Source organism: Streptomyces sp. NBC_01716 (genome assembly GCF_036248275.1).
Classification (GTDB): Bacteria; Actinomycetota; Actinomycetes; order Streptomycetales; family Streptomycetaceae; genus Streptomyces.
Window position 1 is genome coordinate 170718 of record NZ_CP109181.1, and the last position, 25218, is coordinate 195935.

27 protein-coding genes and 1 pseudogene are annotated in these 25218 nt (G+C 70.5%); 9 read left to right on the plus strand and 19 right to left on the minus strand.

Annotated elements, in window-relative coordinates:
• The first annotated feature begins 51 nt into the window (after nucleotides 1-51).
• Entirely contained in the window at nucleotides 52-558 is a 507-nt protein-coding gene (locus tag OIE74_RS00790) for a DUF6624 domain-containing protein (protein WP_329377280.1), read from the plus strand.
• Nucleotides 559-600: 42 nt separating this feature from the next.
• Here the strand turns inward: OIE74_RS00790 and OIE74_RS00795 are convergent, their stop codons facing one another.
• Together OIE74_RS00795 and OIE74_RS00800 are read right to left on the minus strand one after the other, a co-directional pair.
• Entirely contained in the window at nucleotides 601-1440 is an 840-nt protein-coding gene (locus OIE74_RS00795; protein ID WP_329377282.1) for a tetratricopeptide repeat protein, read from the minus strand.
• A 22-nt stretch (nucleotides 1441-1462) separates the two neighbouring features.
• Entirely contained in the window at nucleotides 1463-3019 is a 1557-nt protein-coding gene (locus tag OIE74_RS00800) for a carboxylesterase/lipase family protein (protein ID WP_329392120.1), read from the minus strand.
• Between the two features lie 558 nt (nucleotides 3020-3577).
• On the opposite strand from OIE74_RS00800, the gene OIE74_RS00805 reads away from it, so the two are divergent.
• The gene (locus OIE74_RS00805) at nucleotides 3578-4489 is read left to right on the plus strand and encodes a MerR family transcriptional regulator (protein WP_329377284.1); all 912 of its coding nucleotides are present in this window, start codon (nucleotides 3578-3580) and stop codon (nucleotides 4487-4489) included.
• On the opposite strand, the gene OIE74_RS00810 is transcribed toward OIE74_RS00805, so the two are convergent.
• The 3 genes from OIE74_RS00810 to OIE74_RS00820 form a co-directional block, all read right to left on the minus strand.
• Nucleotides 4411-4941, minus strand: a complete 531-nt coding sequence (locus OIE74_RS00810; RefSeq protein ID WP_329377286.1) for a MarR family winged helix-turn-helix transcriptional regulator — start codon at nucleotides 4939-4941, stop codon at nucleotides 4411-4413. The two genes, OIE74_RS00805 and OIE74_RS00810, sit on opposite strands and share 79 nt — an antisense overlap.
• Nucleotides 4942-5089: 148 nt before the next feature.
• Nucleotides 5090-5650 carry a 3'-5' exonuclease gene (locus OIE74_RS00815; protein ID WP_329377288.1) on the minus strand — a complete coding sequence of 187 codons (561 nt, stop codon included), beginning with the start codon at nucleotides 5648-5650 and terminating at the stop codon, nucleotides 5090-5092.
• Complete coding sequence (locus OIE74_RS00820) at nucleotides 5647-6207, minus strand: DinB family protein (protein WP_329377289.1); 561 nt, start codon at nucleotides 6205-6207, stop codon at nucleotides 5647-5649. Before OIE74_RS00820 ends, OIE74_RS00815 begins: the two co-directional genes overlap by 4 nt.
• A 155-nt stretch (nucleotides 6208-6362) precedes the next feature.
• Between OIE74_RS00820 and OIE74_RS00825 the strand changes: the two genes are divergently transcribed.
• Nucleotides 6363-6992, plus strand: a complete 630-nt coding sequence (locus OIE74_RS00825; protein ID WP_329377292.1) for a DUF998 domain-containing protein — start codon at nucleotides 6363-6365, stop codon at nucleotides 6990-6992.
• Between the two features lie 206 nt (nucleotides 6993-7198).
• Here the strand turns inward: OIE74_RS00825 and OIE74_RS00830 are convergent, their stop codons facing one another.
• The 3 genes and pseudogenes from OIE74_RS00830 to OIE74_RS00840 all read right to left on the minus strand — a co-directional run bounded on the left by OIE74_RS00830 (nucleotide 7199) and on the right by OIE74_RS00840 (nucleotide 9585).
• On the minus strand, nucleotides 7199-8341 hold the full coding sequence (locus tag OIE74_RS00830) for an AI-2E family transporter (protein ID WP_329377294.1): 1143 nt from the start codon (nucleotides 8339-8341) through the stop codon (nucleotides 7199-7201).
• 50 nt (nucleotides 8342-8391) lie between these two features.
• Nucleotides 8392-8748: pseudogene (locus tag OIE74_RS00835) on the minus strand (aminoglycoside phosphotransferase family protein); the annotation flags it as partial.
• 144 nt (nucleotides 8749-8892) lie between these two features.
• Nucleotides 8893-9585 carry a haloacid dehalogenase type II gene (locus OIE74_RS00840; protein WP_329377296.1) on the minus strand — a complete coding sequence of 231 codons (693 nt, stop codon included), beginning with the start codon at nucleotides 9583-9585 and terminating at the stop codon, nucleotides 8893-8895.
• 99 nt (nucleotides 9586-9684) lie between these two features.
• Here OIE74_RS00840 and OIE74_RS00845 point away from each other — a divergent pair, with 99 nt between their 5' ends.
• Nucleotides 9685-10257: a CGNR zinc finger domain-containing protein gene (locus OIE74_RS00845; protein WP_329377298.1), complete on the plus strand. Its 573-nt coding sequence runs from the start codon at nucleotides 9685-9687 to the stop codon at nucleotides 10255-10257.
• On the opposite strand, the gene OIE74_RS00850 is transcribed toward OIE74_RS00845, so the two are convergent.
• The 6 genes from OIE74_RS00850 to OIE74_RS00875 all read right to left on the minus strand — a co-directional run bounded on the left by OIE74_RS00850 (nucleotide 10194) and on the right by OIE74_RS00875 (nucleotide 14883).
• A complete protein-coding gene (locus OIE74_RS00850) occupies nucleotides 10194-10742 on the minus strand; it encodes an AAA family ATPase (RefSeq protein ID WP_329377300.1) in 549 nt (182 codons plus the stop codon). The genes OIE74_RS00845 and OIE74_RS00850 overlap by 64 nt on opposite strands.
• Before the next feature lie 28 nt (nucleotides 10743-10770).
• Nucleotides 10771-11988: a cysteine desulfurase-like protein gene (locus tag OIE74_RS00855; RefSeq protein ID WP_329377302.1), complete on the minus strand. Its 1218-nt coding sequence runs from the start codon at nucleotides 11986-11988 to the stop codon at nucleotides 10771-10773.
• A 98-nt stretch (nucleotides 11989-12086) separates the two neighbouring features.
• Nucleotides 12087-12965: an amidohydrolase family protein gene (locus OIE74_RS00860; RefSeq protein ID WP_329377304.1), complete on the minus strand. Its 879-nt coding sequence runs from the start codon at nucleotides 12963-12965 to the stop codon at nucleotides 12087-12089.
• A gap of 110 nt (nucleotides 12966-13075) precedes the next feature.
• Nucleotides 13076-13315 (minus strand): DUF2630 family protein, encoded by a 240-nt coding sequence (locus tag OIE74_RS00865; protein ID WP_329377306.1) that lies wholly within the window; start codon nucleotides 13313-13315, stop codon nucleotides 13076-13078.
• Nucleotides 13316-13400: 85 nt separating this feature from the next.
• Nucleotides 13401-14252, minus strand: coding sequence for an aldo/keto reductase (locus OIE74_RS00870; protein WP_329377308.1), 852 nt, complete (start codon nucleotides 14250-14252; stop codon nucleotides 13401-13403).
• Nucleotides 14253-14370: 118 nt separating this feature from the next.
• Nucleotides 14371-14883, minus strand: coding sequence for a MarR family winged helix-turn-helix transcriptional regulator (locus tag OIE74_RS00875; protein WP_329377310.1), 513 nt, complete (start codon nucleotides 14881-14883; stop codon nucleotides 14371-14373).
• A gap of 85 nt (nucleotides 14884-14968) precedes the next feature.
• On the opposite strand from OIE74_RS00875, the gene OIE74_RS00880 reads away from it, so the two are divergent.
• The gene (locus OIE74_RS00880) at nucleotides 14969-15535 is read left to right on the plus strand and encodes an NADPH-dependent FMN reductase (protein ID WP_329377313.1); all 567 of its coding nucleotides are present in this window, start codon (nucleotides 14969-14971) and stop codon (nucleotides 15533-15535) included.
• Between the two features lie 115 nt (nucleotides 15536-15650).
• Here OIE74_RS00880 and OIE74_RS00885 read toward each other — a convergent pair whose 3' ends face one another.
• Both OIE74_RS00885 and OIE74_RS00890 read right to left on the minus strand, forming a co-directional pair.
• On the minus strand, nucleotides 15651-16703 hold the full coding sequence (locus tag OIE74_RS00885) for an aldo/keto reductase (protein ID WP_329377315.1): 1053 nt from the start codon (nucleotides 16701-16703) through the stop codon (nucleotides 15651-15653).
• A 265-nt stretch (nucleotides 16704-16968) separates the two neighbouring features.
• Nucleotides 16969-18066, minus strand: a complete 1098-nt coding sequence (locus tag OIE74_RS00890) for a peptidoglycan recognition protein family protein (RefSeq protein ID WP_329377317.1) — start codon at nucleotides 18064-18066, stop codon at nucleotides 16969-16971.
• Nucleotides 18067-18540: 474 nt separating this feature from the next.
• Between OIE74_RS00890 and OIE74_RS00895 the strand changes: the two genes are divergently transcribed.
• Nucleotides 18541-19473 carry a hypothetical protein gene (locus OIE74_RS00895; protein ID WP_443076334.1) on the plus strand — a complete coding sequence of 311 codons (933 nt, stop codon included), beginning with the start codon at nucleotides 18541-18543 and terminating at the stop codon, nucleotides 19471-19473.
• Between the two features lie 164 nt (nucleotides 19474-19637).
• A complete protein-coding gene (locus OIE74_RS00900; RefSeq protein ID WP_329392121.1) occupies nucleotides 19638-20813 on the plus strand; it encodes a lactonase family protein in 1176 nt (391 codons plus the stop codon).
• Between the two features lie 97 nt (nucleotides 20814-20910).
• On the opposite strand, the gene OIE74_RS00905 is transcribed toward OIE74_RS00900, so the two are convergent.
• Nucleotides 20911-22011, minus strand: a complete 1101-nt coding sequence (locus OIE74_RS00905; protein WP_329377321.1) for an alkene reductase — start codon at nucleotides 22009-22011, stop codon at nucleotides 20911-20913.
• Between the two features lie 82 nt (nucleotides 22012-22093).
• Here OIE74_RS00905 and OIE74_RS00910 point away from each other — a divergent pair, with 82 nt between their 5' ends.
• The gene (locus OIE74_RS00910) at nucleotides 22094-22510 is read left to right on the plus strand and encodes a MerR family transcriptional regulator (protein WP_329377323.1); all 417 of its coding nucleotides are present in this window, start codon (nucleotides 22094-22096) and stop codon (nucleotides 22508-22510) included.
• Here the strand turns inward: OIE74_RS00910 and OIE74_RS00915 are convergent.
• Nucleotides 22507-23880: an FUSC family protein gene (locus tag OIE74_RS00915; RefSeq protein WP_329377325.1), complete on the minus strand. Its 1374-nt coding sequence runs from the start codon at nucleotides 23878-23880 to the stop codon at nucleotides 22507-22509. The genes OIE74_RS00910 and OIE74_RS00915 overlap by 4 nt on opposite strands.
• A 10-nt stretch (nucleotides 23881-23890) precedes the next feature.
• Entirely contained in the window at nucleotides 23891-24364 is a 474-nt protein-coding gene (locus OIE74_RS00920) for an RrF2 family transcriptional regulator (RefSeq protein ID WP_329377327.1), read from the minus strand.
• A gap of 103 nt (nucleotides 24365-24467) precedes the next feature.
• Between OIE74_RS00920 and OIE74_RS00925 the strand changes: the two genes are divergently transcribed.
• Entirely contained in the window at nucleotides 24468-25211 is a 744-nt protein-coding gene (locus OIE74_RS00925) for an SDR family oxidoreductase (RefSeq protein ID WP_329377329.1), read from the plus strand.
• The last annotated feature ends 7 nt before the right edge of the window (nucleotides 25212-25218 follow it).

A 25218-nucleotide genomic window follows, 5' to 3' on the forward strand; every position in this document is an offset into this window, starting at 1 on the left:
ATAGGGTTGCGGCAGCGAGTACAGCGCACCGATCTGACCTGGGAGTTGAGAGTGGCGCACGACGTTGCCGCACTGACGGTGGAGCTCACGGACATGGCCGCGGCCGATCAACGGTCCTCGATCCGCGCCAACAGCGATGAACCCGCCGAGCAGTTGGCGTGGCGACGGCTGAGCGCACGGCACGGTGACCGACTTGGCGAGATCATGGACGAGTACGGCTGGCCGACGGCGGAAATGGTCGGCGAGGAGGCCGCACGCGCGGCCTGGCTGATCGCCCAGCACGCGGACCGGCAGCTCGACGTCCAGCGTCGCGCTCTCCTGCTGATGGAGCAAGCGGTGTCGGCAGGCTTGGCCGACCCTCGCGAGCTGGCCTTTCTGCGCGACCGCACGTTGGTCAACGAGGGCCGCCGGCAGATCTACGGCACTCAGATCGCCGGCGTGAAGGACGGGGCACCGGTGCCGTGGCCCTGTGCAGAGCCGGAGCGCATGGACGAACTCCGTGCGGAAGTCGGCATCGAGCCCTTCGACGAGTACGTCGCCAAGTTCGCGGTGGCCTGACGACCGGTTCCCCGTCGCATCCTGCGGATCATTGCCCAGGGCTCATCTGCCGTGGAGCGATGATCCGCCGGACAGGCCCCGCCACTGGGTCAACTTGTGCCGCGTCCATCGTGTGCCGCGGTGTTCCGGGCCATGGACCCGCACCATGTCCGCCAGCAGGTTCTCGTACGCTTCCAGGGCCCCGGCCACGTCACCGGCCTCCGCCCGCATGTCGGCCATCGTGAGCCGGGTGACCAGCACGACATCGTGGTCGGGGCCCCACGCCCGTAGGCGCTCCGTCAGCACGTGCTCGTACGCCTCCACGGCGCCGGCTTCGTCGCCCTGGCGCCAGCGCACCTGGGCCAGGTGCCGCATGACCGCCGTGTCGTGGGGCTCGTCGCGCAGCGCGTCCTCGCGGGCCCGGCCCTCCAGATCGTTCATCCTCGGCAGTGGCGGCGGTACCCAGTGCTTCGTCCTCCGCCAGTGCGCCAGGTTGCGCCGGACCCATGGGATCCGGGGGTGGTCCTCGCCGAGTACGCGCACCATGTCGGACAGCAGGTGCTCGTACGTCGTACCGGCCCCGGCCACATTACCGGCCTCCGCGCGCACGGCGGCCAGGCCGAGCCGGGTGTCCAGGACCAGGGGATGGTCCGCGCCCCACGCCCGCGCCCGGACCGCGACGAGTCGCTCGTACGGTTCCACGGCGTCGGCCGCGTTCCAGGTCCGTCTGCGCCACAGGGCCAGGTGCCGGAGTTCGCGGGAGTCGTTGTCCTGCTCCTCCTCGACCAGCAGCCAGTCACGGCCTGCCCGCACCCGCTCCGGGTGCTGTTTCAGCAGCCTGCCGACCTCGCGGCTGTCCGCGAGGACGCCCAGTCCTATCGCGATCCATCGTTTCACGTTCATGTTCGCGCCTCGCGTTCTCGCCTCACTCGTGACCCGGCCGACGGACCAGTGACAGAGCCGGGAACACATGGTCCTCCCAGAGCAGACGGGAGGGCTCCTCCGGGTACGGGGTTACGGCCAGTTGGGCGTCGAAGAGTTGGGTCAGGCGCTGCGTGCTGTCGTACGCGGGCCAGCCGGGGTCGCCGTGGGCGGCGAACGCGGTCCACGCGGCGCGCATGCGCGCCGACAGCGTCTCCGCCTCCGGCGACGGGCCGTCGCCGATCAGCCCGGCGGCTTGGCCGGCGTCCAGGTTGCCGAAGACGAGCGGCACGTCCAGGCCGTGGCAGGCGCGGAGCGCGCCGCCCATGCCGGGTGCGGGCCAGTTGAGTTCGTAGACGTGGGCGCGGCCACCGCCCGCGATCTGCGCGTCCGCGAGGTGGAGGGACGGCATGCGGAACAGCCAGTCCCCGTGGACCAGTTCGTACAGCTCGTTCGGGTCGGCCGACGGGAAAGCCTCGCGGTAGCGTCGTGGGCCGTCGGGGCCGGGGGCGTACATCTGAAGGGCGGCCGACGCCTGTTCCTCGGACACCTGGCCGAGCGTGCCGTCGATCAGGCCGAACAGGCGGTGTTCGTCGCGTGTGTGGCCCGCGACGAGTTCGATGTCCCGGCCTGCGCCGTCGGCCAGTGCCTGCCATGGGGTGACGGGGAGGACATCGCCGTCGACGACGGGCGCGAACGGGATCTGCCGGTGCGCGGCCTTCCCCCAACTCCCCACCCGTTGGGCGAGCTTGGCCGTGAGGACGTCGCCCGCGCCGGACAGCCGGACCGGGTCGACGGACGACAGGTCGGCCGTCGTGGGCTTCAGCCCCAGTTCCGAGGCGCAGGCGGCGGCGGCGTCGGAGGCGAGGTCCGGGGAGAAGAACGTGCCCGGCACGCTCTGCGCGACCGCCCGGTGGAACAGCCCCCGCGCACGCCCCATCGCCATCAGCGCGGCGACCGATCCGCCGCCTGCCGACTGGCCGAAGACCGTGACCCGGTCCGGGTCCCCGCCGAAGGCGCGGATGTTGTCGCGGACCCACTCCAGCGCGGCGACCTGGTCGAGCAGTCCCCGGTTGGCCGGTGCTCCCTCGATGTGGGCGAAACCCTCGATCCCCACGCGGTAGTTGAAGGTCACCAGAACGACGCCGCCTTCGCGCGCCAGGCGACCGCCGTCGTATTCGGGCAGCCCGGACATGCCGATCACGTACGCGCCGCCCTGGATCCACACCATCACCGGCAGGCCCGCGCCGGGGCCCGGGTCGGGCGACCAGACATTGGCCGTCAGCCAGTCGTGCCCTTCCGCGTCCCACGCGGGCCCGTCCATGCCGAAGAACCCGGCCTGCGGTGGGGGTGGTCCGAACGCGAGCGCGTCCCGTTCCCCGTCCCACCCGCGCACCGCGCGCGGCGCGGCGAACCGCCGTGCGCCGACGGGCGGTTCGGCGAACGGGATCCCCCGGAAGACCGCCAGGCTCCCCTCCCGGGAGCCGCGCACCCGCCCGGCCTCCGTGCGGACGACCGGATCGGACGGGGAGTTGGACGACTGGGACACGGCAACGGACATGCCGCGGATCGTCCCACTGAACCGGAGTGTGGGTGAACCGATTTTGTCGGTGGCGAGTCGTCCGACCGAGCCGAACCGCACCCACGCGTTGGTGGGCAGCAACTCCGCGGTCCTGCTGGACGACTTCAGCGTGGACCAGCGGCGTGCGCTCCTGAACTGCGTGGTGGAGGCAGCCGGTCGGATCAAGGCCCGCGGCGGCGTGTCCCGGGCCGAGGCCTCGACCTGGCCCGAGTTGGAGGAGAGCGCGACCAGCTTCCTGCGCGGTGCGGAGCACATCAGCCCGGCTCCGCTTGTCGAGCTGGCGGAGGCTCTGGTCGATCTGGCCGCCGGCACTCTCCCTCCCGCTCCGGCCGGTCGGCAGTGGTACTACGGAACGGTGGAGGGCCCTCAGCCTGCCGTCGTGCGGATGCCCCAGCAGGAAACGACGGCCATGCGGTCATTACGAAGGGCATATTTGCTGCCATTGGCGCGGAGCGGTGTGTACGGGGTTGCACCTTCCGCAGCGGCATGTGGTCCGGTGGACCTACGTCCCGGTCCCTTGAGGAAAGGTCCCCGCTCATGCATTCGTCTTTCATGCCACCCCGCCAGGTCAAGATCGGTGACGCGGCGGCCTTCGCCGGCAGCACGCCACGGGCGATTCGCCATTACCACGAGATCGGCCTGCTCCCCGAGCCTGAGCGGGGCGGCGATGACCGCCGCCGCTACGGGTACGAGGACATGATCCGCTTGCTGTGGATCCGCAAGATGGCCGACGCCGGGATCGCCCTGGACGACATCCGTGACGCCTTCACCACCGGCACGGCTTCCGCCGGTGCGGACAGCGGAGAAGGTATCGCGGGCATCCTGGAGCGGCTGGAGGAAACCCTCGCCGAGCAGGAGGCGGAATTGCGGCGGCAACGGACCGCCGTGCAGCGGATGCGCACCGAAGGCAGCCGGATGGGCCTGCTCTCCGACTTCGTCACCGAACGCCTCAAGAGCCTGCCCGAAGGCTCCCTGCGCCAGGCGGACCTGGACACTCTGCTGGTCACTGAGCGGATCTTCGGCCCGCTCGGCGCGGCCGTCCAGGCCACCCGCTTCATCGCCCTGGCCACGCATCCCACTCTGCGGGAGGACTCCGACCGCATCGATGACGCCGAGGAGGCACTCGATGACAGCGTCGCCGTCGATGATCCACGGGTGGCTCAAGTGGCCGTCGAGCGGCACGCCTTCGAAAGCGCCCTGCACGCCGTCATCGAGGAGTCCGGCCTGGATAAGGACGACGATGCCCTCTTCGACGCGTGGGACACTTTGTACCCTGCCACCGCCGATGACGGCGAGGACGAGGCAGACCTCAGCTCCGGCAAGCGCAAGGCTGACTCCATGAGCGTGTTCGAAGCCATCGGCAAGATGCCCTACGACTTCTCCCCAGCCCGCCTGCGCTGTATGGAACTGGCGGAAGAACTATCCGCCCAAGACTCACCCGCTACCTGAAACACGGCCTGGGCCCGCTGGTGGTGGTGCGTGAACAGTTGGGTGAGCAGGCGGGTCAGGGTCCGTCTGTCCTCGGCCGAGAGCGGTTCCAACAGGGCGTCCTGCACCTGGTCGAGCGCTCGGTCCAGGCGTCGCAGTTGCCGGTCGCCCGCCGCGGTGAGTGTCACCCTGTTGCGCCTTCGGTCGTCCGGGTCGGGGGTCCGCTCGACGTACTCCTGCTCGGACAGTTCGTTGATCGCCGCTACGACGTCGCTGCGGTCCATGTTGCAGCGGCGGCCGAGTTCGGCCTGGCTGGCCACCCCGAACTCGTCCAGCGCGGCCAGGATCCGGTAGTGGTAGCCGCGCGCGCCCACCTCGCCGAAGCCCTCGGACGCCAGCCGGTGGGCGTGCACCGCCACTTGAGTGAGCAGCCAGCTCGGCTTCGTGGTCAGGTGTGCGGGGGTCTCTTCCACGGCAGCCACCCTATATTGTTGGCGTCGCCAATGAACCTCCGTACGGTTGGCAACATAACCAGCGGGCTGCGGCCTGCCTGCGCCGTGGTGCGGACCGCGCTCGTATGGATGCGGGAGAAGTGGTCCTCGCCCAGGACCGGTGCGAGTCCTAGTCGACGGGCCAGTCTCCGCGGCCGGCCAGATCCAGTACCAGTGCGGCGATGTTCCACGCGTCGTCGTCGCCCCGGTGGTGGCGGCCTTCGAGCGGGAGGCCGGCCACCGTCAGCGCCTGGGCCATACCGGGGCGTCGCCGCAGGCCGTAGGAGGCGGTGAAGGTGACCTTCGCGTTGGTGTGACGGTGGCCGAAGGGGTACTCCGTACCCGTGCGCCGGCACTGGCGGGTGAACTGGTTGCGGTCGTAGTCGCCCCAACTCGCCCATGGCAGCAGGCCTGTTCGGTGCTGTGCGGCCAGCGTCCGGCACGCCTCGGCGAACGGCAGGCCCTCCTCCACCTCGGTCTGCGTCAGCCCGGTCAGCTCCGTGCAGAACGGGCTCACCTTCGACCGGGCCGGGCTGACCAGCAGCCGGTGCTTGGCGAGGCGTTCGCCCGCGCGCAGGTCCACCACCGTGAGTCCGATCTCGATGATCTCGCTCACCTGTCCGGGCGGCGGCTGTCCCTCCCAGCACGTCGCCTCGACATCGACCACGTTCAGCAGGCGCTCCCCCGTCATTGCCCCACTCGTCCGTCGATGCACTCCCGCAGCAGATCGGCGTGCCCGCAGTGGCGGGCGTACTCGTCGATCCTGTGCACCATCAGCTCCCGGACCGCGATGCCGTCCTTCCCCAGGCGTTCGCCCAGATCCGGGTGCTCGGCGAGTTCGGCATCGGTCGCCGCCTGTTCCCGCGCCAGAGCGGAGTACGCGGCTTCGACCTCGGCCTCCTCCGCGACCGCTCCGTGGAAGTCCGCGCCCCCGTCGCCGTAGATCTTCGGCGCCGGATCACCGTCGGTGATCCAGTTGCGCCAGTCCCGCTCCACCTCGGCGAGGTGGCGGAGCAGGCCGAGCAGCGACATCGTCGACGGCGGAACCGAGCGACGGGCGAGTTGCTCCGCGTCCAGGCCCTCGCACTTCATCCGCAGGGTCGTGCGATAGTCCGTCAGGAATTCCTGGAGCGTCGCGAGCTCGCCGTCCGGACTGACTCCTTCGCTGTTGCGGGGGTCGTCGTCCGGGTCGGTCCACATGTCGGGGTAGACGGTCGCCTTGGTCCATCGTGCGGGTTGGTCACTCATACGTTCCATGTTCGCCTGAGACGCCCTGGACCCGCGAGCGCTTTACGTTCTGGTCCTACAGGTGTGCTTGTACGGCTTCCGCCACGATAGGGACGTGTTGTCCGCCGAGTGTGTGTCATCGGGAGGAGGGGGCCAGTGGTGTTTACGGTGGGGCGATGCGACGTGCCCCCTGGTGGGTCCTGCTCTCCTCGGCAGGTGCCCCTGTTTTTCTGGTCGGCGGTTGGACGATTGCGCAACGGCTGCAAGGACCGGCGTACGACCCCGCGGGAGACACACTCAGCGTGCTGGCCTCCTACGGCGCCCGCGGGTACTGGTTGATGACAGGCGTACTGATCGTGCTGGGTGCGTCGTACCTGGCCACGGCACACGGGCTGCGGGAGGCGGCGTTCCTCGGGCGGCTCGCGCTGGCCGGCGGCGGGCTGTCCGCCATGGCTCTGACGTTGGTGCCAGCGCCCATCAGTGGTGGGGCGCTGAAGCACGGGCTGGTGGCCGGCACCGGCTTCGTGCTGCTCGCGGTCTGGCCCGCTCTGGCGGCAAAGCGAGCTGGAAAGGGTGGTGGGAAAGGCGGCGGGAGGAACGTGCCGTGGGCCCTGAATTTCAAGGTGTCGGTCGCCGCGAGCGTGCTGATGTGCGCGGGCGCCGCGTGGTTCGCGGTGGAGTTGCAGAACGGGCACGCGCCGGGGGTCGCGGAGCGGGTGGTGACGTTCGTTCAGGCCGTGTGGCCGCTGGTGGTGGCCGTCTCCTGCCGGGTGTGGCGCGACAGTCCCGTAACGGCAGGTCCGTGACGGCGGATTACGTAACGGCAGCTTCAGAGCCGCCGCTCCGTGACGAAGCGCGCGTCTTCGCCGATCCGGCAGGGCACCCGTTCTGTCTCGTCCGGAACTGACACAGAGCGAACAACACCGCCCCCCTCACGTCCATGTGTGGGGGCGGCGGCGGTGTCGGGGCTGAGTGGTAGCGGTGCGATCGGCCGGACGGTGGATCTCCGTCTCTACGGCGTCGGGACAGCGTCACCGGTCGTGGCCGGAGGAACCACGGGTGCGGGCTCGCCGGTTGCAGGATCCGCTGGTTCGTCGTCGGCGAGCTGCTCGCGTACGTATGCCCAGACCACCCCTATCAACGCCGCTGCCGGTACGGCCAGCAGGCTGCCCACGATGCCCGCCAGGCTCGCACCGAGCGTCACCGCCAGCAGGATCACCGCCGCGTGGAGGCCGAGCCCCCGGCTCTGGATCATGGGCTGGAACACATTGCCTTCGAGCTGCTGCACCACGATGATGATCCCCAGCACGATCAGCGCGTCCGTCGGGCCGTTCGACACCAGCGCGATGAGCACCGCGACCAGTCCGGCGAACAGGGCGCCGACGACGGGGACGAACGCGGAGATGAACGTCAGTACGGCCAGCGGGAGTACGAGTGGTACGCCCACGATCCACAGACCGAGGCCGATGAAGACACCGTCGAGCAGGCCGACGAACGCCTGGGAGCGCACGAACGCGCCGAGGGTGTCCCAACTGCGGGCGAACACCACCGGGATGTCGGTGGCGAGCCGGCCGGGCAGCTGACGGGTCAGCCACGGCAGGAAGTTCGGTCCGTCCTTGAGGAAGAAGAACATCAGGAAGAGCGCCAGGACGGCGGTGACGACACCGTTGACCACCGTGCTCACACCCGTGACGATGCCGTTGACCACGGTGCCGACACTGCCCTGGACACGGGCCGCCGCGCTGTCGAGGGCGCCGGTGATCTCATCCTCCCCGATGTTCAGCGGCGGCCCCGAGGCCCAGTCACGCACCTTCTCGATGCCGTCGCTCACGCCGCTCGTCAACTCGCCCGACTGGGAGGCCACGGGAACAGCGATCAGCGCCACGACACCTGCGGCGACCAGGAAGAACAGCAGCATCACCACTGAGGCGGCCAGGGCGGAATGCCACCCGTGCCGACGCAGAAAGCGGGCCGCGGGCCAGGTCAGCGTGGTCAGGAGCAGACCGACGATGAGCGGCCAGACGACCGACCACATCTGCCCCAGAACCCAGAGAGCGGCCGCGGCCATCACGAGGATGACCAGCAACTCGACGGAGATACGGGCCGACGCGCGGAGCGCGGCACGTGACTTTGCGGAACTCAACGTGGCAGACATGGGGATCACCCTATGGGCTTCCCCACCACCCCTTTGCCGCCCAGGGCAGCTCAGTTGGGGTGTGTGTCCGAAGCGAGACCGGTGCGTCCGAAGACTCGGGTCTCACCCGCGGTCAGCAGCTCCGCGAGGCGGTCGGCGAAGCCGGTGAGCCGGGTCAGTCCCGGGCCGCCGCAGGCGATACGGAAGCCATGGCGGCGGCCCCAGAACGCGGCCTGGACAGCGTGGAGTTGCGCCCAGCGCCGGACGCGGGCGCGATCGAGCCGCGCGGTCTCGGTGAATACGTCGAGGACACGGTGGGCGGCCCTGCCCAGGTCGTCGGCCGCGAGGAGTGCCAGGGCGCGTGACTTGAGCAGCGTGCCCGCGTCGTACGCGGGGTCACCCACGTACCCCCTGGGGTCGACGGCCAGCCCAACACCCCAGCAACTCGTCCACGATCCGGGGCAGTTCGGCGAGCCATGCCGCTCCCGGTGCGCCTTCGCGCTCGGCCGTGGTCCGCGCGAACGTGTCCGGTACCGCGATCATTCCCGCACCTTACCGGCCGGCCCGACGCCCTACCTCGCCTCCAGCGCGACGGCCAGGTCGTCCAGTGCCTCGAACCGTCCGTCGAAGGTGTCCGTGCTCGTCGGCGGATCGCCGACCGGGCGGTGCACGTACGCCGTCCGCATGCCGGTCGCCTGCGCGCCGCGGAGGTCCCAGGCGTGGGCCGCCACCATGAGCACGCGCTCCGGTCGGCATCCCGCGGTGTCGATGGCGAGTTGGTAGACATCGGCGGAGGGTTTGTAGGCCGAGGCGGCCTCGCCGGAGAGCGCCTGGTGCCAGCGCAGACCGGCGTGGGCGCTCAGGCGCAGCAGGGCGGTGCGGCCGGCGTTGGAGAGCCCGAGGACGGGCAGTTGACCCGCGAGTCGTTCGAGGCCGGAGACGGAGTCGCCCCAGGCGGGCAGGCGCTGCCCCGCCGTGGCCAGCCGCGCGATGGCCGCCGGATCGGCGAGTCCGGCCCGGTCGGCCACCCGTCGAGCGGCCTCCGCGTCGATGGTCTCGCTGTTGGCGTAGGGGCGTTCGCCCCGCGCGACGCGTTGCTGTTCGGCCTCCACATGTCGCTGCCACAGGGTGAGCAGTCCGTCGACGGCCGCATCGTCGGCCGCGGGCAGCGCCTCGCGGATCTCGGCGCGAAGCCCGCCGGGTTCGTCGACGAGTGTGCCGAGGACATCGAAGACGACGACCTCGATGTCGCGGATCTCGGTCATGCGGTCTCCCGTTCATGGCGTGGGTCATGAGTGGCCTGCGTCACCGGTTCAGCAGGTGACGACCTTGTCATCGGTCGCGTCACCGGTCAAGATGGTGACGTGGACTTCGCGTACGTGAGCGGCGACCCGGCCCTCGATCTGGCCGGCACCGTGGTTTCTCGCCGGGACATGCCCCTCGACGGTCTGGCCGCGCCCGGGGACCTGGAGCGGTGGGTGGCCGCATGTGACGGGCTCCCGGACCGTGTGACCGCCGACCCCGCAGCCTTCGAGTCCGCGCTGTCACTGCGCGAGGCGGCCTACCGGCTCGCTCTCGACCGCGTGCTCGGCCGGTCCTTCGATCCGGGCAGCCTCAAGATCGTCAACGGCATGGCCGCCGGACCGGTGCCCTCGATCACGCTCGGCGACGCGGGACTGCGTATGTCGGGAGACCTCCGCGCGGTCCTCTCCCACATCGCCAGAAGCGCCGTCGTCGTGCTCGCGGACCCCGACGCCCACCTCAAGGAGTGCGGTCGCGCCGTCTGCACCCGCATCTACCTGGACCGCTCCCGCGGCGCCCGCCGCACCTGGTGCGGGATGGACGAGTGCGGCAACCGGGTGAAGGCGGCGGCCTACCGAGCCCGCAGACGCACGTCGACAGCCGCCGAGATCCGCGCGCCCGGCTCAACCGCCTGACGGTCAGGAGGAGGCCGGTCGAAGAGGGCCAGTTCATCGTCCGTCGGGGCCTCGAACTGCTCCGCGTACTCTTCGAGCATGTCGCGGGTGACCGGGACCGCTCCCCACGTTCCCTCTGCCGTACGCGACTTGATCCGCTCACTCAGCTCGTCGAGCGAGGCCGTGAGGTAGTGCAGCTCGACCGGGACGCCGAATTCACGGGCGGCCAGGCGCTTCTCGTCCCGTTCCCGGCGCCCCCAGAAGCCGTATTCCAGGATCACGCTACGGCCGAGCCCCAGCAGTTCCTGAGCATGGCTCCACAGGCGCTTCTCAAGACGATCCCGCGCCGGTTCGTCGTACGGGTCCAGCCCTAGGTCGGTCATCCACTCGTCCGGACACAGCCGTACGGCGGGAACGAGTTCGGCGAGGCGCTTGGCCGATGTCGTCTTTCCGGAGCCGGGCAGCCCGCAGAGAAGGATCAGTGTCGGGTGCTCGGCCGAAGTCACAGCTCTCTTCTCTCGTCTTGCGAGCGGCTCAGGAGCGGAGGAACGCCGACAGGCCCGTCATCAGTCGGTCGACGTCGTCCGCGTTGTTGTACGGGGACAGGCCCACGCGCAGGCCGCCCGTGTCTCCCAGGCCGAGATGGCGGGATGCTTCCAGCGCGTAGAACGAGCCCGCGGGTGCGTGGACCTGGGAGCGGGCGAGGAAGTGGTAGGCGTCGGACGCGCTGCGGTCGTTGAAGGTGAGCAGCGTCGTGGGAGTTCGAAGCGTCGCGCGGGAGTGCCGTGTCACGCCGTCGAGTTGGGACAGCGCCTCCTCCATCCTCTCGCACAGCGCCGTCTCGTGAACCTCGATCGCCGCGTAGGCGGACCGCAGACGCTCGCGCCGGTCTCCGGCCGTGCCGGGGGCGAGATCCGCGAGGAAGTCCACGGCGGCGCGGGTGCCCGCGAGGGCTTCGTACGGGAGGGTGCCGAGCTCGAAGCGCTCCGGTATCGCGTCGGTCGACGGCGCGAGTTTGTCCGGTCGCAGGGTTTCCAGCAGGTGCGGGGAAGCGGCGAGCACGCCGTGGTGCGGGCCGAAGAACTTGTACGGCGAGCAGACGAAAAGGTCCGCGCCGAGCGCTTCGACGTCCACCAGGGCGTGCGCGGCGAAGTGCACCCCGTCGACGTACAGCAGCGCACCCGCCCCGTGGACCAGGCCGGCCATGGCCGCCACGTCCGGCCGTGTCCCGATCAGGTTCGAGGCGGCGGTCACCGCGACCAGCCGCGTGCGGTCGGTCAGCAGGTCGCCCACTGACGCCACGGGCAGCTCGCCCGTGGCCGGATCGAAGTCCGCCCAGCGCACCACCGCACCGGCCTGGTCGGCGGCCTGTACCCAGGGGCGGATGTTGGAGTCGTGGTCCAGCCGGCTCACCACCACCTCGTCGCCGGGCGCCCAACTCCGGGCCAGCACCCGGGAGAAGTCGTACGTCAGCTGGGTGGCGCTGCGCCCGACGACGACCCCCGTCTCCCGCGCGCCCAGGAGATCGGCCATCGCCCGCCGGAACTCGCGGACGATCGTCTCGGCGTTGATCTCTCCCGGCGCCACGGAGCCCCTGACCGACAGCGGGTTGCTCAGCGCGTCCGTGACGGCCTCGATGACCGGCGTGGGCATCTGCGTGCCGCCGGGGCCGTCGAAGTGCGCGATTCCCGCTCGAAGGGCGGGAAAGCGGGCACGTACCGCGTCCACGTCGTACGTCTCGGAATCCTTCACTGCTCCCCCTCCGGGCTCGCGCTCCGGGCCGATCATCGCAGACGCCTCTGACATCGCGCCCGAAACCGCCTCCCGAAACCGCCTCCCGGGCGCGACGCCTACGGCGTCAGGTCGACTCCGTAGAACCTTTCCGCGTTCCCCCGCCAGAACGCCTCCGCCTCCTCAGGAGAGAGGCCGGACACGAGGTGGTCCGTGAGGTCCACGACGTCCGGGTATTCGAGGCGCTGGCGGGAGACGGGCCAGTCGCTCCCGAACATCACACGGTCCGTCCCGAACGTCTCGAAGAGGAAGTCGACGTACGGCTGGAAGTCGTCGGCGTGCCAGACGGGGCCGACCTCGGTGAGCATGCCGGAGATCTTGCAGTAGGTGGCGGGGCGTTCGGCGCAGCGTGCCATCCATGTACGCCACGGTTCGTCGGCGTCCCACTCGTAGTGGGGCTTGGAGAGGTGGTCGATCACGACGGGCAGTTCCGGGACGGCGTCGATGGCTTCGCAGAGGGCCGGCAGGTGTTTCGGGCGGGTGAGCGCCTCGAAGCGGCGGCCGAGGTTGCTCAGTGTGCCGAGGCTGGTACGGACCTCCGGCCGGGTGACCCACCTCGGGTCCTCGATGTCGTGGAGCATCGGGCGCAGGGCGAGGAGGTTCTCGTCGGCGGCGAGGCTTTCGAGCGTGTCGGCGGCGTCCGGCCGCGCGAGGTCCGCCCACCCCGTCACGCCGAGTACGAAGGGGGTGGACCGCGCGATGTCGAGAAGGGCCAGGGTCTCTTCGAGATTGGCCGCCGCCTGGACGGCCACCGTGCCGCCCACGTCGGTGGCCCTGACGTGAGGTTCCAGACGCTCGGGAGAGTGGTCCTCGCGCAGCACACCCCTCGAAGGCATCCACGGGAAATGACCCCGGGCGATCTGGTCGAGGCTCCAGAAGTATTGGTGCGTGTCGAGCCGGGAGCTGACGGCCGGCCGGTCGTGGGTGCTGGCTGCCATGACGGGCCGCCCTTTCCTTTATGTCGTCGTCCGCGCCTGGCGGACGGTCGGCGGTTCCGCGGCCCCTCTCCCCCGGCCTGCGGCCGCCGCCCCCGACTCCCCGGGTGCGCTCATTGCTCGTACGACTCGACCTCGGCGACCGGGCGGGGTTCGACCCGCTCCGGGTCCTCGCCGGAATCCGCCCCGGCCCTCCGCCGCCGCAGCAGGTCCCAGCACTGGTCCAGCCGCTCCTCCAACACCTTCAGCCGTGCGCGTTCCTCCGGGGCGAGGCCCTTGCCGGGGGCCCGGTCACGGAGTTGGCGTTCCTCCGCGACCAGCGTGTCGATCGTCTGCAGAATGTCGTCGGCCATCACTACCTCCGTCGGTGTCCGGACCTCCGCCGCTGCCGGGACTGCCCGCCGCCTCGGTGTCCGCCGCCCTGGTGTCCGCCGCCGCTCACAGCATCTCCAGCGGCACCGGGCCCCGGGCCGGCGGGAAAGCTTCGTCGAGGTCGGTCAGGTCGTCGTCGGTCAGGTCGAGTGCGAGCGCGGCGTGGTTCTCGCGTACGTGATCCGGCCGGCCGGCCCGGGGGATCGCGATCATGTCGCTCCGGCGAAGGACCCAGGCCAGGGCCACCTGCGCCGGTGTGGCCCGACGGCGGTGGGCCACGGTTTCGAGCGCCGGGGCGGACAGCAGCCGTCCCTGCTCGACCGGCGAGTAGGCCATGACCGGGACGCCTCTTCCCTGGCAGCCGGGCAGCAGGTCGTACTCGATTCCGCGCCGGGTGAGGTTGTAGAGGACCTGGTTCGTGGCCATCGCGTCGCCGCCGGTCACCTCCGCGAGATCCCGCAGGTCCGCCGGGTCGAAGTTGCTGACTCCCCAGTGGCGGATCTTGCCCGCTTGCCGTAGTTCCTCGAAGGCGGCGATCGTCTCCTCCAGCGGCACGGAGCCCCGCCAGTGGAGCAGGTAGAGGTCGATGCGATCGGTCCGCAGGCGCTTCAGGCTGCGCTCACACGCGTCGGCGGTCTCCGTACGGCTCGCGTTGTACGGGAGCACCTTGCTCACCAGGAAGGCTTCGTCGCGACGGCCCGAAAGGGTCTCGCCCAGCAGTTCCTCCGCGGCGCCCTGCCCGTACATCTCGGCGGTGTCGACCAGCGTGAGGCCGAGGTCCAGTCCCAGCAGCAGGGACTCCTTCTCGGACGCGCGGCGCGCCGGGTCCTGTGCCCAGCCCCAGGTGCCCTGTCCGAGCACGGGGACATGTTCTCCCGAGGGGAGCGGGACGGTGCGGACGCCCGGTGTCGGTCCCATCGCGGTCCCCTCCTCGGGCAGTCGTCGCGCCTTACGGCCACGCGAACCGTTCGTCGTCCCGTGCCCCTTCAAGGCTCTCACCAGGGCGCCGCCTGTCAACCGCGGCGGAGTTGTCCGGTCACCCGGCGGTGCCGGGGCGGGGCGGCCAGGCGCAGGGCGAGCCCATCGAGTCGCGGATGGCGGCGGAGATCGTGCCGAGCGCGCGCAGCTGGTCCGCGTCGATCGGGTCGAGGACCAGCCTGCGGACGGCCTCCACATGCGCGGGCGCGGTGGCGACGATCTTGGCATAACCGGCGTCGGTGAGGGTCGCGACCGTGACGCGGCCGTTCTCCGGCGAGGGGCTGCGGCGGACCCAGCCGCGCTTCTCCAGCGTGGACACGGCGTGGGAGAGCCGCGACAGGGAGCCGTGCGCCAGGACCGCCAGGTCGCTCATGGGCAGGGTGCGCCCGGGGGCCTCCGAGAGGCCGGCCAGGACCAGATAGCCGAAGAAGCTGATCCTGGCGTCGCTCTGGAGCTGTGCGTCCAGCGCGCTGACCAGACCGAGGAGCATTCCGCTGAACGGCACCCACGACTCCCGCTCGGCCTCGGAGAGCCACGGCGTGTCGTCTGCCGGGGGGAGCTCGTCAGTCATGGGAGCATCGTAGCCGCTTGACTTGAGACTTCAAGCGTGAGCAGGATTGGCATCGTCAGTTGACGTATCAAGTTTGGAGCATCCCATGACGTTGAAGATCGCGGTCATTCTGGGCAGCACCCGTCCTGGCCGTAACGGCGAGGCCGTCGCCAAGTGGGCCCAGGAGATCGCCGTTCAGCGCGGCGACGCGGAGTTCGAGCTCGTCGACATCGCCGACTTCAAGCTGCCGCACCTGGACGAGGCCGTCCCGCCGTCCATGGGCCAGTACGCGAACGCCCACACCCTCGCGTGGGCCGAGAAGATCGCTTCCTTCGACGGCTATCTCTTCGTCACCCCCGAGTACAACCACTCGACCTCCGGCGCACTGAAGAACGCCATCGACTTCCTCTACGGCGAGTGGAACAACAAGGCCGCCGGCTTCGTCAGCTACGGCAGCGTCGGCGGTACGCGCGCCGTCGAGCACCTGCGTCTGATCATGTCCGAGCTCCAGGTGGCCACCGTGCGGGCGCAGGTCGCGCTCTCGCTCTTCGGCGACTTCGAGAACTTCTCCACGTTCAAGCCCGGCGACCACCAGAAGGCGGCCCTGGACACCACGCTCGACCAGCTCGTCAGCTGGTCCAAGGCGCTCAAGACGGTCCGTACCGACGCCTGACGACACCGCTCGGGAGGAAGTCCGGCAGACCTGCCCCCGTAGTCTGCCGGACTCATCGCTGCCGCGGCGCTCGTCAGGCGCTCGTCACTCCGCCGGCGGCCGGTGTCGAGGCGGGTCAGTAGGTCCGGGCCGGAGCTGCGGACCTGCGGCGCCGGGACGGGTCGGCGATCGACGGAGGTACGTAACCGGCGTCCCGTCCCGACAGGTTGGTGCCCGGCGGCACGATCTCGTCGATGCGGTCCAGCACATCACGGCTGAGGCGTACCTCGTCCGCTCGCAGCTGGCTCTCCAACTGCTCGTACGTCCGGGGCCCGATGATCGCCGAGGTGACCGCCGGGTGTTCGATGACGAAGGCGACCGCCAGTTCCACCAGGGTCAGCCCCGACTCCTCGGCCAGCAGCGCGAGGCTCTCGGTAGCGTCCAGCTTGGCCGCGTTCTCGGCGGAGTTGATGTCGAAGCGCTCCGTCTGCTGGGCCGAGCGGCTGGACTCGGGCTGTGCGACGCCCTTGCGGAAGCGGCCGGACAGCCAGCCACCGGCCAGCGGACCCCAGGACAGCACCCCGAGTCCGTACCGCTGTGCCACGGGAAGCATCTCGCGCTCGATGCCGCGTGCGAGCAGGGAGTACGGGGGCTGTTCGGTCGCGACCCGTTCCCTGCCGCGCCGCTCCGCGATCCACTGCCCCTCGACGATCGCCGACGGCTCGAACGTGGAGGTACCGATGTGGCGGATCTTGCCCTGGTGGACGAGATCGCTGAGCGCGCCCAGCGTCTCGTCGAAGTCGGTGTCCGGCTCGGGCCGGTGCACCTGGTAGAGGTCGATCCAGTCGGTGTTCAGCCTGCGCAGGCTGTTCTCGACCTCCTGGATGATCCAACGCCGTGAGTTGCCACGCTCGTTGGGGCCGTCCCCGAGGGCGCCGTGGAATTTCGTCGCGAGGACGACATCGTCCCTGCGACCGCCGGCCAGCGCCTTGCCGACGACGGTCTCCGACTCGCCCGCCGAGTAGACGTCGGCGGTGTCGACGAAGTTGATGCCCGAGTCGAGCGCCCGGTGGATGATCCGGACGCTGTCGTCGTGGTCCGTGTTGCCTCGGGCCCCGAACATCATCGTGCCGAGGCAGAGGGGGCTGACCTTCACACCCGTGCGGCCGAGGTTCCGGTACTCCGTCATCGTGCGCTCCCTGGCAGAAGTCGATCAGTGAAGTCGATCACTGATGCGGATCAGTGATGTGGATCAGAAGTGGATCAGCGGGCACAGTCTCCCCCGGACCGCCGAACGTCGGCGAGTTTGTCCGGGTTGGCAACAAGACAGACATCTGACGCCCCGTCACCTGTCGGCGCATCCGAAAGGGGCCCTTCGGCGGCAAGAAGTGACTCCTGCCGCCGAAGGGCCCCTGGCGTGCGGACGGTTGGGGCCGGCGATGGACCGCCGGTGATCAGGCCAGCAGCCGCTTCCAGTCCGTCGGGGTGAGTACGCCGGCCGAGTGAGCCCTGCCCGCGCCCGCGCGGTGCAGGGTGGCCACCGCCTTCGCGACGTCCGCGTTCTCACCCGCCCTGACCTTCGGAGTGATCAGCGGCCAGATGTCGGAGCCGAGGTAGCCGGTCTCGTCCGTGCCGCTCCGGACCATGGCCGCGCAGGTGTGCCTCTCGACGTTGTGCACGTCGGCCAGCTTGACGACCGCGCGCTTGGTGGCGGCCCCGAAGACCCCGTCGACCGGTACGTCCGAGAAGCCGCGGCCACGCAGGAGGTACTGCGCGGCGCGCACCTGGGGGCCGGCGGATCCCGGGCGCAGCAGCGGCCAGACGGAGGGCCGGTCGGCCGGTGCGACACCGAGGACGCCCGCGACCGCGTCGCGCAGCTCCTGCAGTCTGCCGTAGAGCACGCCGCCGGGGCATTCGGTGGAGTTGAAGTCGCGGTGGCCCATGATGTCGGTGACCGGCCGCCCGTACTGGGTGGCGATCCACGCGACGAGCGGGACGAGGGAGTCCCAGAGCGCGGCCGGTACGTCGACCTCCGTGTAGAGGCCTTCGTTCTCGATGCCGATGACCTCGCTGTTCCGGCCGCCCACGTTCGCGCCCTGCACGTGCTGCGTGCCGCCGCGTACGACGTCGAGGCTCTGGTGCCGGCCTTCGAGGACGTACCCGCCGCGCGAGTTGGTGAACTGCTGGCCGGAGTCGCCCCAACCCTGGCCGTCCATATGGAAGTTCTGGATCGACCGGCAGATCGCCATCGCGTGCTCCAGCGAGTAGTCCTCGCTGTTGCCGGGCTCCGCGGTGTGGTGCACGACGATGTACGTCGGCACCCGGTCGAGTACGACGATCTGCTGGTTCGGGGGCCGCGCGCCCCATTCCGCGGTGGTGTAGACGCGCGGCTCGGGGGCGGCGAGCGGCGAACCGGCCTTCGCACGGCTGTCCGTGCGCACCGGAGCCGCGTGGGCCGGTCCGTTCGCGGCGAGTCCGAGGGCGCCGACGGCCGTAGCGGTCAGACCGCCCCTCAGCAGCGTTCGACGGCCGGGTCCTGACTTGGCAACCATGTCGATCTCCTTGGGAAGTGGGGGGAACGATCTCCCGGGTTCAACGACAACAGGCGTGTCGCGCAACCGACTTACGCCAGTCCGGTGGGGCGGAGTTGACGCGCGTCGACTGTCATCGACGCACCAAGACAAGCAATCCCGCCATGTCCCCGACAACCCCGTCGGGCAACCTATTCGGCGGCTTTTCCGTCGGGTGAAACTACGCGGGTCCGCGAATCGCCCGCGAGGTGACCAATCACCCCCGACCGCCTTTGCTCGCACCAATGACGGAAGCCCCTGAGAGCCGGAAATCCCGAAGACGCGTTTCCGCTCGTGACTTCTGACGGGCCGTTAGGCAGTACGAGGGAAATCTTCGGGACCCTGTCTGATCGCGCATCTTGGGGCGGTCGGATCAGACGATGATCGCGTTTCATGGCGCAGAGAAACGCGTCGGACGAGGACGGACCGTCTGAAAGCACCCATGAAAGGCTCGCCATGCCCCTTCTCCCCCGCGCTCTCCATCTCGCGAGAGGCGCCCTGGCCCTCACCTCGCTCTGCACATGTCTCGTCATCGCCGGATGCGCCGAGCCGGGGCCCGCGCCCGGCGCCGAACAGCGGGCGGAGAGCCGGGCCGCGCGGGCGGGAGCCTCCCAGAGCGGGACCAAGGCGGACGGAACGAAAGAGGACGGAACCAAAGAGGGCGGGAGCAAGGAGGGCCCGGCCACGGAGAGCAAGTCGGCCGAAGGGGGCCGGCCGGAAGGCGCCCCTGGGCGACGGGGCTCGGCGAACGAAGCGGCCCGCGGGCTCGCAGGGCAGCCCGTGGAAGCGGCCCTCGTCCGTGAGATCCCCGGTCTCGGCCCGCTCACCCGCTCCCGCGTCCCCGTCGCCAGCCGTCAGGCGCTCGTGGTCAGCGGCGAGGGCCGGAACTCGCCGAAGTCCGGCGTCGTGCTGTACGAGCGGGACGCGGACACGGGCTGGGAGCCCGTCACCAACCGCTGGCCGGCGCACAACGCGCTGCGCGGCTGGACGCACAACCACCAGGCGGACGACCTGCGTTCGCCGATCGGCGTCTTCACACTCGGCGACGCCGGAGGCCGGCTCCCCGACCCGGGGGCCAGACTCCCGTACGACGAGAGCGAGGACTTCGAGTCCCCTGGGACCGGGTTCCTGGGCGAGTCGCTGGAAGGCTCCTTCGACTACGTCGTCGCCATCGACTACAACCGCGCATCGGGGAACACCCCGCTGGACCAGACCCGCCCCCTCGGGCCCACCAAGGGCGGCGGCGTCTGGATCCATGTCGACCACGAGGGCCCCACCCAGGCCTGCGTCTCGCTGTCGAGGACGCGGATGGTCGACCTCCTGCGCAAGCTGGACCCGGCGAAGCGGCCGGTGATCGTGATGGGCGACGCCCTGGCGCTCCGCGACTGACGCCGTCGATGGGGCTCTTGCCGACGGGGGCGGGATGGCGGAAGGGTGTCTGCCACAACACCGGCAAGCACTCCCCCCACGAGTCACACGAGGTGCCCGGCATGAGAAACGACCGCACAGGAACAGAATCAGAGACGGCGACCGGAGGAACCGCACCGGCCGCGATGCCGGCCGGCGGCCCGAGCCGCCGCCGGGTCGTCGGCATATTGGCGGCGGCCGTGGCGACGGTCTCGGTGCCCGCCGCCACGGCGACCGCGACGAACCGGACCCCGGGCCGGACCGCGACCCGCCCGCGGCGAGCCCTCGCCACGGGGCCGCTGTTCATCGGTACGTACACCTCCAGCGGCGGTCCGGGCATCGGGCTCGCCTCGTACGACACGGGTACGGGGCAGATCACCGCCACCGGCACGCTCCAGGGCGTCGGCGACCCCTCGTACCTCGCCGTCCACCCCGACGGCACGACCCTGTACGCGGTCAACGAGCGCCAGGACGGCGGCGTCACCGCGATCGCGCTGGGCGAGGACGGCGGCCACACGGTCCTCGGCACGCGTAGCACAGGCGGCTCCTCGCCCTGCCATCTGTCCGTGCACCCCGGCGGACGCTGGCTCCTCAGCGCGAACTACGGCTCCGGCAACGTCGCCGTCCACCCCATCGAGTCATCGGGCGCGCTGGGCGAGCGCACCGATCTGGTCACCCACTCCGAACCGGCCCCGGGGCCCGGCCAGAACGGCCCGCACGCGCACCAGATCGTCACAGCCCCGGACGGCGGCCATGTGCTCGCCGTCGACCTCGGCACCGACAGCGTCTACACCTACCGCATCGACGAGACGGCGGGCACGCTCACCCAGGTCAGTTACGCGACGCTCCCCGCGGGCGCAGGGCCGCGGCATCTCGTCTTCCACCCGTCGGGCCAATTCGCCTATCTGGCGAACGAGTTGAACAACACGATCGCCGTCTGCGGCTACGACGCGGACAGTGGGACCCTCACTCCCGGCGAACCGCTGCCCACCGGCGCCGGGGGCGCGGGGAGCAGCTTCCCGTCCCAGCCAGTGATCACGGCCGACGGAGCGTTCGTCTTCCTCGCCAACCGTGGCCACAACAGCCTGTCCCGCTTCGCTGTGGAGGAGAACGGCGCCGGCCTGCGGCTGTTGGACACGGTGCCTGTCGGCGGTGACTATCCGAGGCAGCTCGCCCTCTCCCCCGACGGGGCCCTGCTGTTCGCCGCCAACCAGCGGTCGAACGCCGTCTCGGTCTTCCACGTCGACCAGGCGAGCGGCCAACTGGCGCCGGCGGGAGACCCGTTCGCGTCTCCGGTCGCTCTCTGCGTGCTGCCGCTCTGAGGTACGGGCCCGCCGGGCCGGCCGGTCGGTTCCGGCGGGCCCGGCCGGTCTCGTGGTCTCCGTACGACCGCCGTCCCGCCGTCCGGATCCGCCGTCGTCAGCTGCCGGCGGAGCAGAGCTCCTGCGACAGCGCCGGGTAGTCGGTGTAGCCCTCGGCCCCGTGGGTGTAGAGGTGCCGCTCGTCGACGGTGTTGAGGGGTGCGCCGACGGCGAAGCGCTCTGGAAGGTCCGGGTTGGCGATGAAGGACCTGCCGTACGAGACGAGGTCGGCGAGCCCGTCGGCGAGCACCGCCTCGCCGCCTTCGCGGGTGGTCGGGTCGTGGTTCTCACCGATGTTGGCGACGAGCGGTCCGTGCCAGCGGGGGCGCAGATCGGCGAGCGCCGGGTAGGAGTCGTTGTCGGTGAGGTGGAGGTAGAGCAGACCGAGGCCGTCGACGGCGTCCAGGAGCGCGTGGTAGACGGGGGCCGGGTCGGCCTCGGCCATGCCGAACTGGGGATTGCCCGGGGAGAGCCGCAGCGCCGTCCGCCCGGCTCCGATCGCGTCGGCGACGGCGGTGACCAGTTCGACGGGGAGGCGGATCCGGCCCTCGGTCGTACCGCCGTAGCCGTCGTTACGCAGATTGGTGTTGTCGGCGAGGAACTGGTGGATCAAGTAGCTGTTGGCGCCGTGCAGTTCGACCCCGTCGAAGCCGGCCGCCATCGCGTTCCTGGCCGCCTGCGCGTGGTCCTCGACGGCCTGCCGGATGTCGTCGTGCGTCATCTCGCGCGGCGGGAGGGGGTCGGCCTTGCCGCCGTCGCGTACGTGTACGGGGCCCGGGACCCGTACGGAGGACGGGGCGCTCGGTATGTCGCCGTCGATCCGGGACAGCGGGTGTCCGTGCCGGCCGCCGTGCATCAGCTGGGCCATGATCCGGCCCCCGGCGGCGTGCACCGCCTCCGTCACGGCCCGCCAGCCCTCGATGTGCGCCGCCGTCTCCAGGCCGGGGAGCCGCCAGCCGCTCTGGCCCCGGCTGCTGGGCCAGATGCCTTCGGTGACGATGAGCCCCGCGCCGGCGCGCTGCGCGTAGTGGTCGGCGACGACCGGCAGGGGTGTGCCGTCCACGGCCGCGCGGTGGCGGGACATGGGGGCCATCACCATACGGTTGGGCAGGCGGAGGGGGCCGAGGGAATACGGGGCGAGGAGCGTCGTTTTCGTCATGGCGGGACCGTAGGACCTCACACTGGTGTCAGGTTCAATCCCCACCACCGTCCCGGCGACGGCGCGGACCCCGGGAGGAAGCGTGAAGATCGGCGAACTGGCGCGGCGGACGGCCGTCAGCGAACGCTCCCTGCGCTACTACGAGGAGCAGGGCCTGCTCGTCTCGGCTCGTACACCCTCGGGCCATCGCACGTATCCGGAGCGGGCGGTCGACCGGGTGATCCGTATCCAGGAGCTGTTCGCGGCCGGGCTGTGCAGCGGGAAGATCGCCGAGCTGCTGCCGTGCATGCGGGACGAGGACGGCGGTCCGTCGGAGGCGGCGACGCCGTGGCTCGTCGCCGACCTGACGCGGCAGCGGGCCAGGATCGACGCGCGGATCGCCGAACTCGTCCGTACGCGGGAGGTCCTGGACGACGTCATCGTGGCCGCGTCCGGCTCATCGGTCACGTCAGAGGCATCGGCGGCGTCCGGTTCGTCACCGTCATCGGGTGGGGCCTAGGACTTGTTCTTCCTGTCGCGCCTGCCGCGCCGGCTCAGCGTCCGCCGTTTGATCCTGGGCCAGTCGACGCCGCGCAGCCACGCGGCGAACGCCGTGAGTTGAGGGTGCCGCTCGCGCTGTTCCCGGGTTGATCTGTCCAGTTCCTCCAGCAGGCGCTGGGAGCGGTGGTCGGTGTCGAGTTCGTCGAGCAGTCTGTCGATCTCCGACAGCATCGCGCCGTGCAGCTGCCACTGGCGCGGGTGCCGCTGTACGCCTTCCAGCAGCAGATTCGCCGCTCTCTCGCGGGTCGCGACGGCGGCGCTCAGGTCCCCCGCGAGGCGGTCCTCCGCCGCCTCGGCGGCCTCGCTCGCCTGGGTGGTGACCAGCACGGCGAAGCTGACGAGCGCGTCGGCGACCAGCAACAGCAGTTCCTCCAGGGCGGCTCCCACCTCCGGCGCGAAGAGGTCTTCGTCCTGACGCTCCTTGGCGAGGTCCGTGATCGTGCGGGTGAGGACGCGCAGGACCACCGCGCAGATCTCCAGCGTGTCGAGGCCGGTACGGAGCACCACCCGGTGCAGCAGGCCTTCCTTGACCCGCGGATTGAGCCGCAGGCTGTCCTCGGCCTGGCGCAGTGCGGCGTCGACCCCCGCGACGCCGTGGTCGAGCCGCCGCGCCTCGTGCAGCCGGGCCGCGGCGCGCTCGACCGGGGTGGGGGTGGTCAGTTCTTCGCCTACGTCGCGCAGCAGCCTGCGCATCTGCCGGGCGAGGCCCTCGATGGACTCCCCGGCTGCGCCCACCCAGACCGGCGGCACGAACAGCACGTTGAACAGGAGCCCCACGACCGCGCCGATCAGCGTCTCCAGGATGCGGTCCCAGGCGGTGCCCGCCGCATGGGTGACGCCGAGTACGAGCATGGCGCTGATCGCGACCTCGGGCACGAACTCGTCGACGCGGACGAGCCGGCCGGCCAGGAGCGAGGCCAGGATGATCAGCCCCAGACTCCACCACGACAACCCCACGAGGATGCTGAACGCGACGGCGATGAGCACGCCCGCGACGACGGCGTTCACCCGTCGGACGCTGGTGGTGAGCGTGGAGTAGAGAGTCACCTGGACCACGAGCAGCGCGGTGAGGGGCGCGGTCAGCGGCGCGGGTTCGCTGCTCAGCCAGAGTGCGACGAGGTAGGCGAGCGTCGCGGCCGCCGTCGAGCGCAGGGTCTGGGTGAGGGTCGGGTCCTTCCGCAGATTCAGCAGATAGGTCAACGCCCCGTGCCCGGAGCCATCCTTGTCGTCTCTGTCCGCGGCCCGCAGTCTCATGAGCAGCACCCTGCCCACAGTCGGCGCGTGGAGTCCGTACGACACGCGGCACGCGGTGTTGACGCGAGCGCTCACCGGTCAGGCGTTACGGCGTTCCGGTCAGCCGGAGGCGGGTACGGGAGGGCGCGTACGCGGGCAGCGAGGCCAGGATGTCGGCCAGGGTGACCCCGGCGAGGCTGTCGCGCCACGCCTCGTGCGCGTCCGCCATCTTCTCGGCGAGGACGCAGGTACGACGGCAATCCTCCGCGGGCAGCGCGCCTCGTCCCTGCTGGCGGATCTCCCTGCACTCGTACGGCGGTGACGTGCCGTCGACGGCCTCCACCACCTGAAGCAGGGTGATCTCGGAGGCGGGCCGCGCGAGCCGGAATCCGCCCCGTGGCCCGGTGGTCGCGGTCAGCAGGCCGGCCCTGACGAGCGTCTTCAGCTGCTTGGCGAGATACGGGGCCGGCAGGTCGTAGTACTGCGCGAGCTGCGCGGTCGACGCTCCGGCGCCCGAATCGAGCTGCGCCAGGGACGTGGCGCAGTGCAGAACCCATTCGGTGCTCACAGGCAGCTTCACGACACCGAGCCTATCGCAGATATTACAGACCTTTTTCATCCATGATTCTGTTACTGTCCGGGGGCGGGATCGTGAGAAGGACTTCGAGAGAAGAGAGAGCACCATGCGGATCGCAGTGGCCGGCGCGACCGGGAACATCGGCACCCTCACCGTGGCCGCACTCGAACGCGGCGGCCACGAGATCGTACGTATCAGCCGCTCCCTGGGCGTGGACCTGTCGACGGGCGACGGACTCGACAACGCGCTGACCGGCGTCGAAGCGGTCGTGGACGTCACCAACAGCCCCCCGGCCGACCGGGCCGGGACGGTCTCGTTCTTCGGCACCGCCACGGGCAATCTGCTGGCCGCCGAGGCGCGGGCCGGGGTACGGCACCATGTGCTGCTCTCCATCGTGGGTGTCGATCGCGTCGAGGGCAACGCGCACTACGCGGGCAAGCGGGAGCAGGAGCGCCTGGTGACGGCCGGGCCGGTGCCGTGGACGATCGTCCCCGCGGCGCAGTTCCACGACTTCGCGGCGATGGTGGCGAGTTGGACGGAGCAGGACGGTGTCGCGATGGTCGCGCCGCTGCTCATGCAGCCCATCGCGCCCGCGGACGTGGCCGGCGTCCTCGCCGAGATCGTGGCGGGTGAGCCGCGGGGGCGGTACGCCGATGTCGTCGGGCCGGACCCGCAGGACCTGGTGGACATGGCGCGGCGTACCAACGACGCTCGCGGACATACGGTGAAGCTGGTGCCGACCTGGTCGGGCATCTTCGGTCCGGAGATGGCCGGCAACGTCATGCTGGCGGGCGACAACGCCCGTATCGCACCGACCAGCTTCGACGAGTGGCTGGCGGAACAGCGGTAGAGGGCGG

Coding starts and splice junctions, on each gene's coding strand:
- OIE74_RS00795 (WP_329377282.1), bottom strand. CDS start 1,440: ATGAACGTGAAACGATGGATCGCGATAGGACTGGGCGTCCTCGCGGAC.
- OIE74_RS00800 (WP_329392120.1), bottom strand. CDS start 3,019: ATGTCCGTTGCCGTGTCCCAGTCGTCCAACTCCCCGTCCGATCCGGTC.
- OIE74_RS00805 (WP_329377284.1), top strand. CDS start 3,578: ATGCATTCGTCTTTCATGCCACCCCGCCAGGTCAAGATCGGTGACGCG.
- OIE74_RS00815 (WP_329377288.1), bottom strand. CDS start 5,650: ATGACGGGGGAGCGCCTGCTGAACGTGGTCGATGTCGAGGCGACGTGC.
- OIE74_RS00820 (WP_329377289.1), bottom strand. CDS start 6,207: ATGAGTGACCAACCCGCACGATGGACCAAGGCGACCGTCTACCCCGAC.
- OIE74_RS00825 (WP_329377292.1), top strand. CDS start 6,363: ATGCGACGTGCCCCCTGGTGGGTCCTGCTCTCCTCGGCAGGTGCCCCT.
- OIE74_RS00830 (WP_329377294.1), bottom strand. CDS start 8,341: ATGTCTGCCACGTTGAGTTCCGCAAAGTCACGTGCCGCGCTCCGCGCG.
- OIE74_RS00840 (WP_329377296.1), bottom strand. CDS start 9,585: ATGACCGAGATCCGCGACATCGAGGTCGTCGTCTTCGATGTCCTCGGC.
- OIE74_RS00860 (WP_329377304.1), bottom strand. CDS start 12,965: ATGGCAGCCAGCACCCACGACCGGCCGGCCGTCAGCTCCCGGCTCGAC.
- OIE74_RS00865 (WP_329377306.1), bottom strand. CDS start 13,315: ATGGCCGACGACATTCTGCAGACGATCGACACGCTGGTCGCGGAGGAA.
- OIE74_RS00870 (WP_329377308.1), bottom strand. CDS start 14,252: ATGGGACCGACACCGGGCGTCCGCACCGTCCCGCTCCCCTCGGGAGAA.
- OIE74_RS00875 (WP_329377310.1), bottom strand. CDS start 14,883: ATGACTGACGAGCTCCCCCCGGCAGACGACACGCCGTGGCTCTCCGAG.
- OIE74_RS00880 (WP_329377313.1), top strand. CDS start 14,969: ATGACGTTGAAGATCGCGGTCATTCTGGGCAGCACCCGTCCTGGCCGT.
- OIE74_RS00885 (WP_329377315.1), bottom strand. CDS start 16,703: ATGACGGAGTACCGGAACCTCGGCCGCACGGGTGTGAAGGTCAGCCCC.
- OIE74_RS00890 (WP_329377317.1), bottom strand. CDS start 18,066: ATGGTTGCCAAGTCAGGACCCGGCCGTCGAACGCTGCTGAGGGGCGGT.
- OIE74_RS00895 (WP_443076334.1), top strand. CDS start 18,541: ATGCCCCTTCTCCCCCGCGCTCTCCATCTCGCGAGAGGCGCCCTGGCC.
- OIE74_RS00900 (WP_329392121.1), top strand. CDS start 19,638: ATGCCGGCCGGCGGCCCGAGCCGCCGCCGGGTCGTCGGCATATTGGCG.
- OIE74_RS00905 (WP_329377321.1), bottom strand. CDS start 22,011: ATGACGAAAACGACGCTCCTCGCCCCGTATTCCCTCGGCCCCCTCCGC.
- OIE74_RS00925 (WP_329377329.1), top strand. CDS start 24,468: ATGCGGATCGCAGTGGCCGGCGCGACCGGGAACATCGGCACCCTCACC.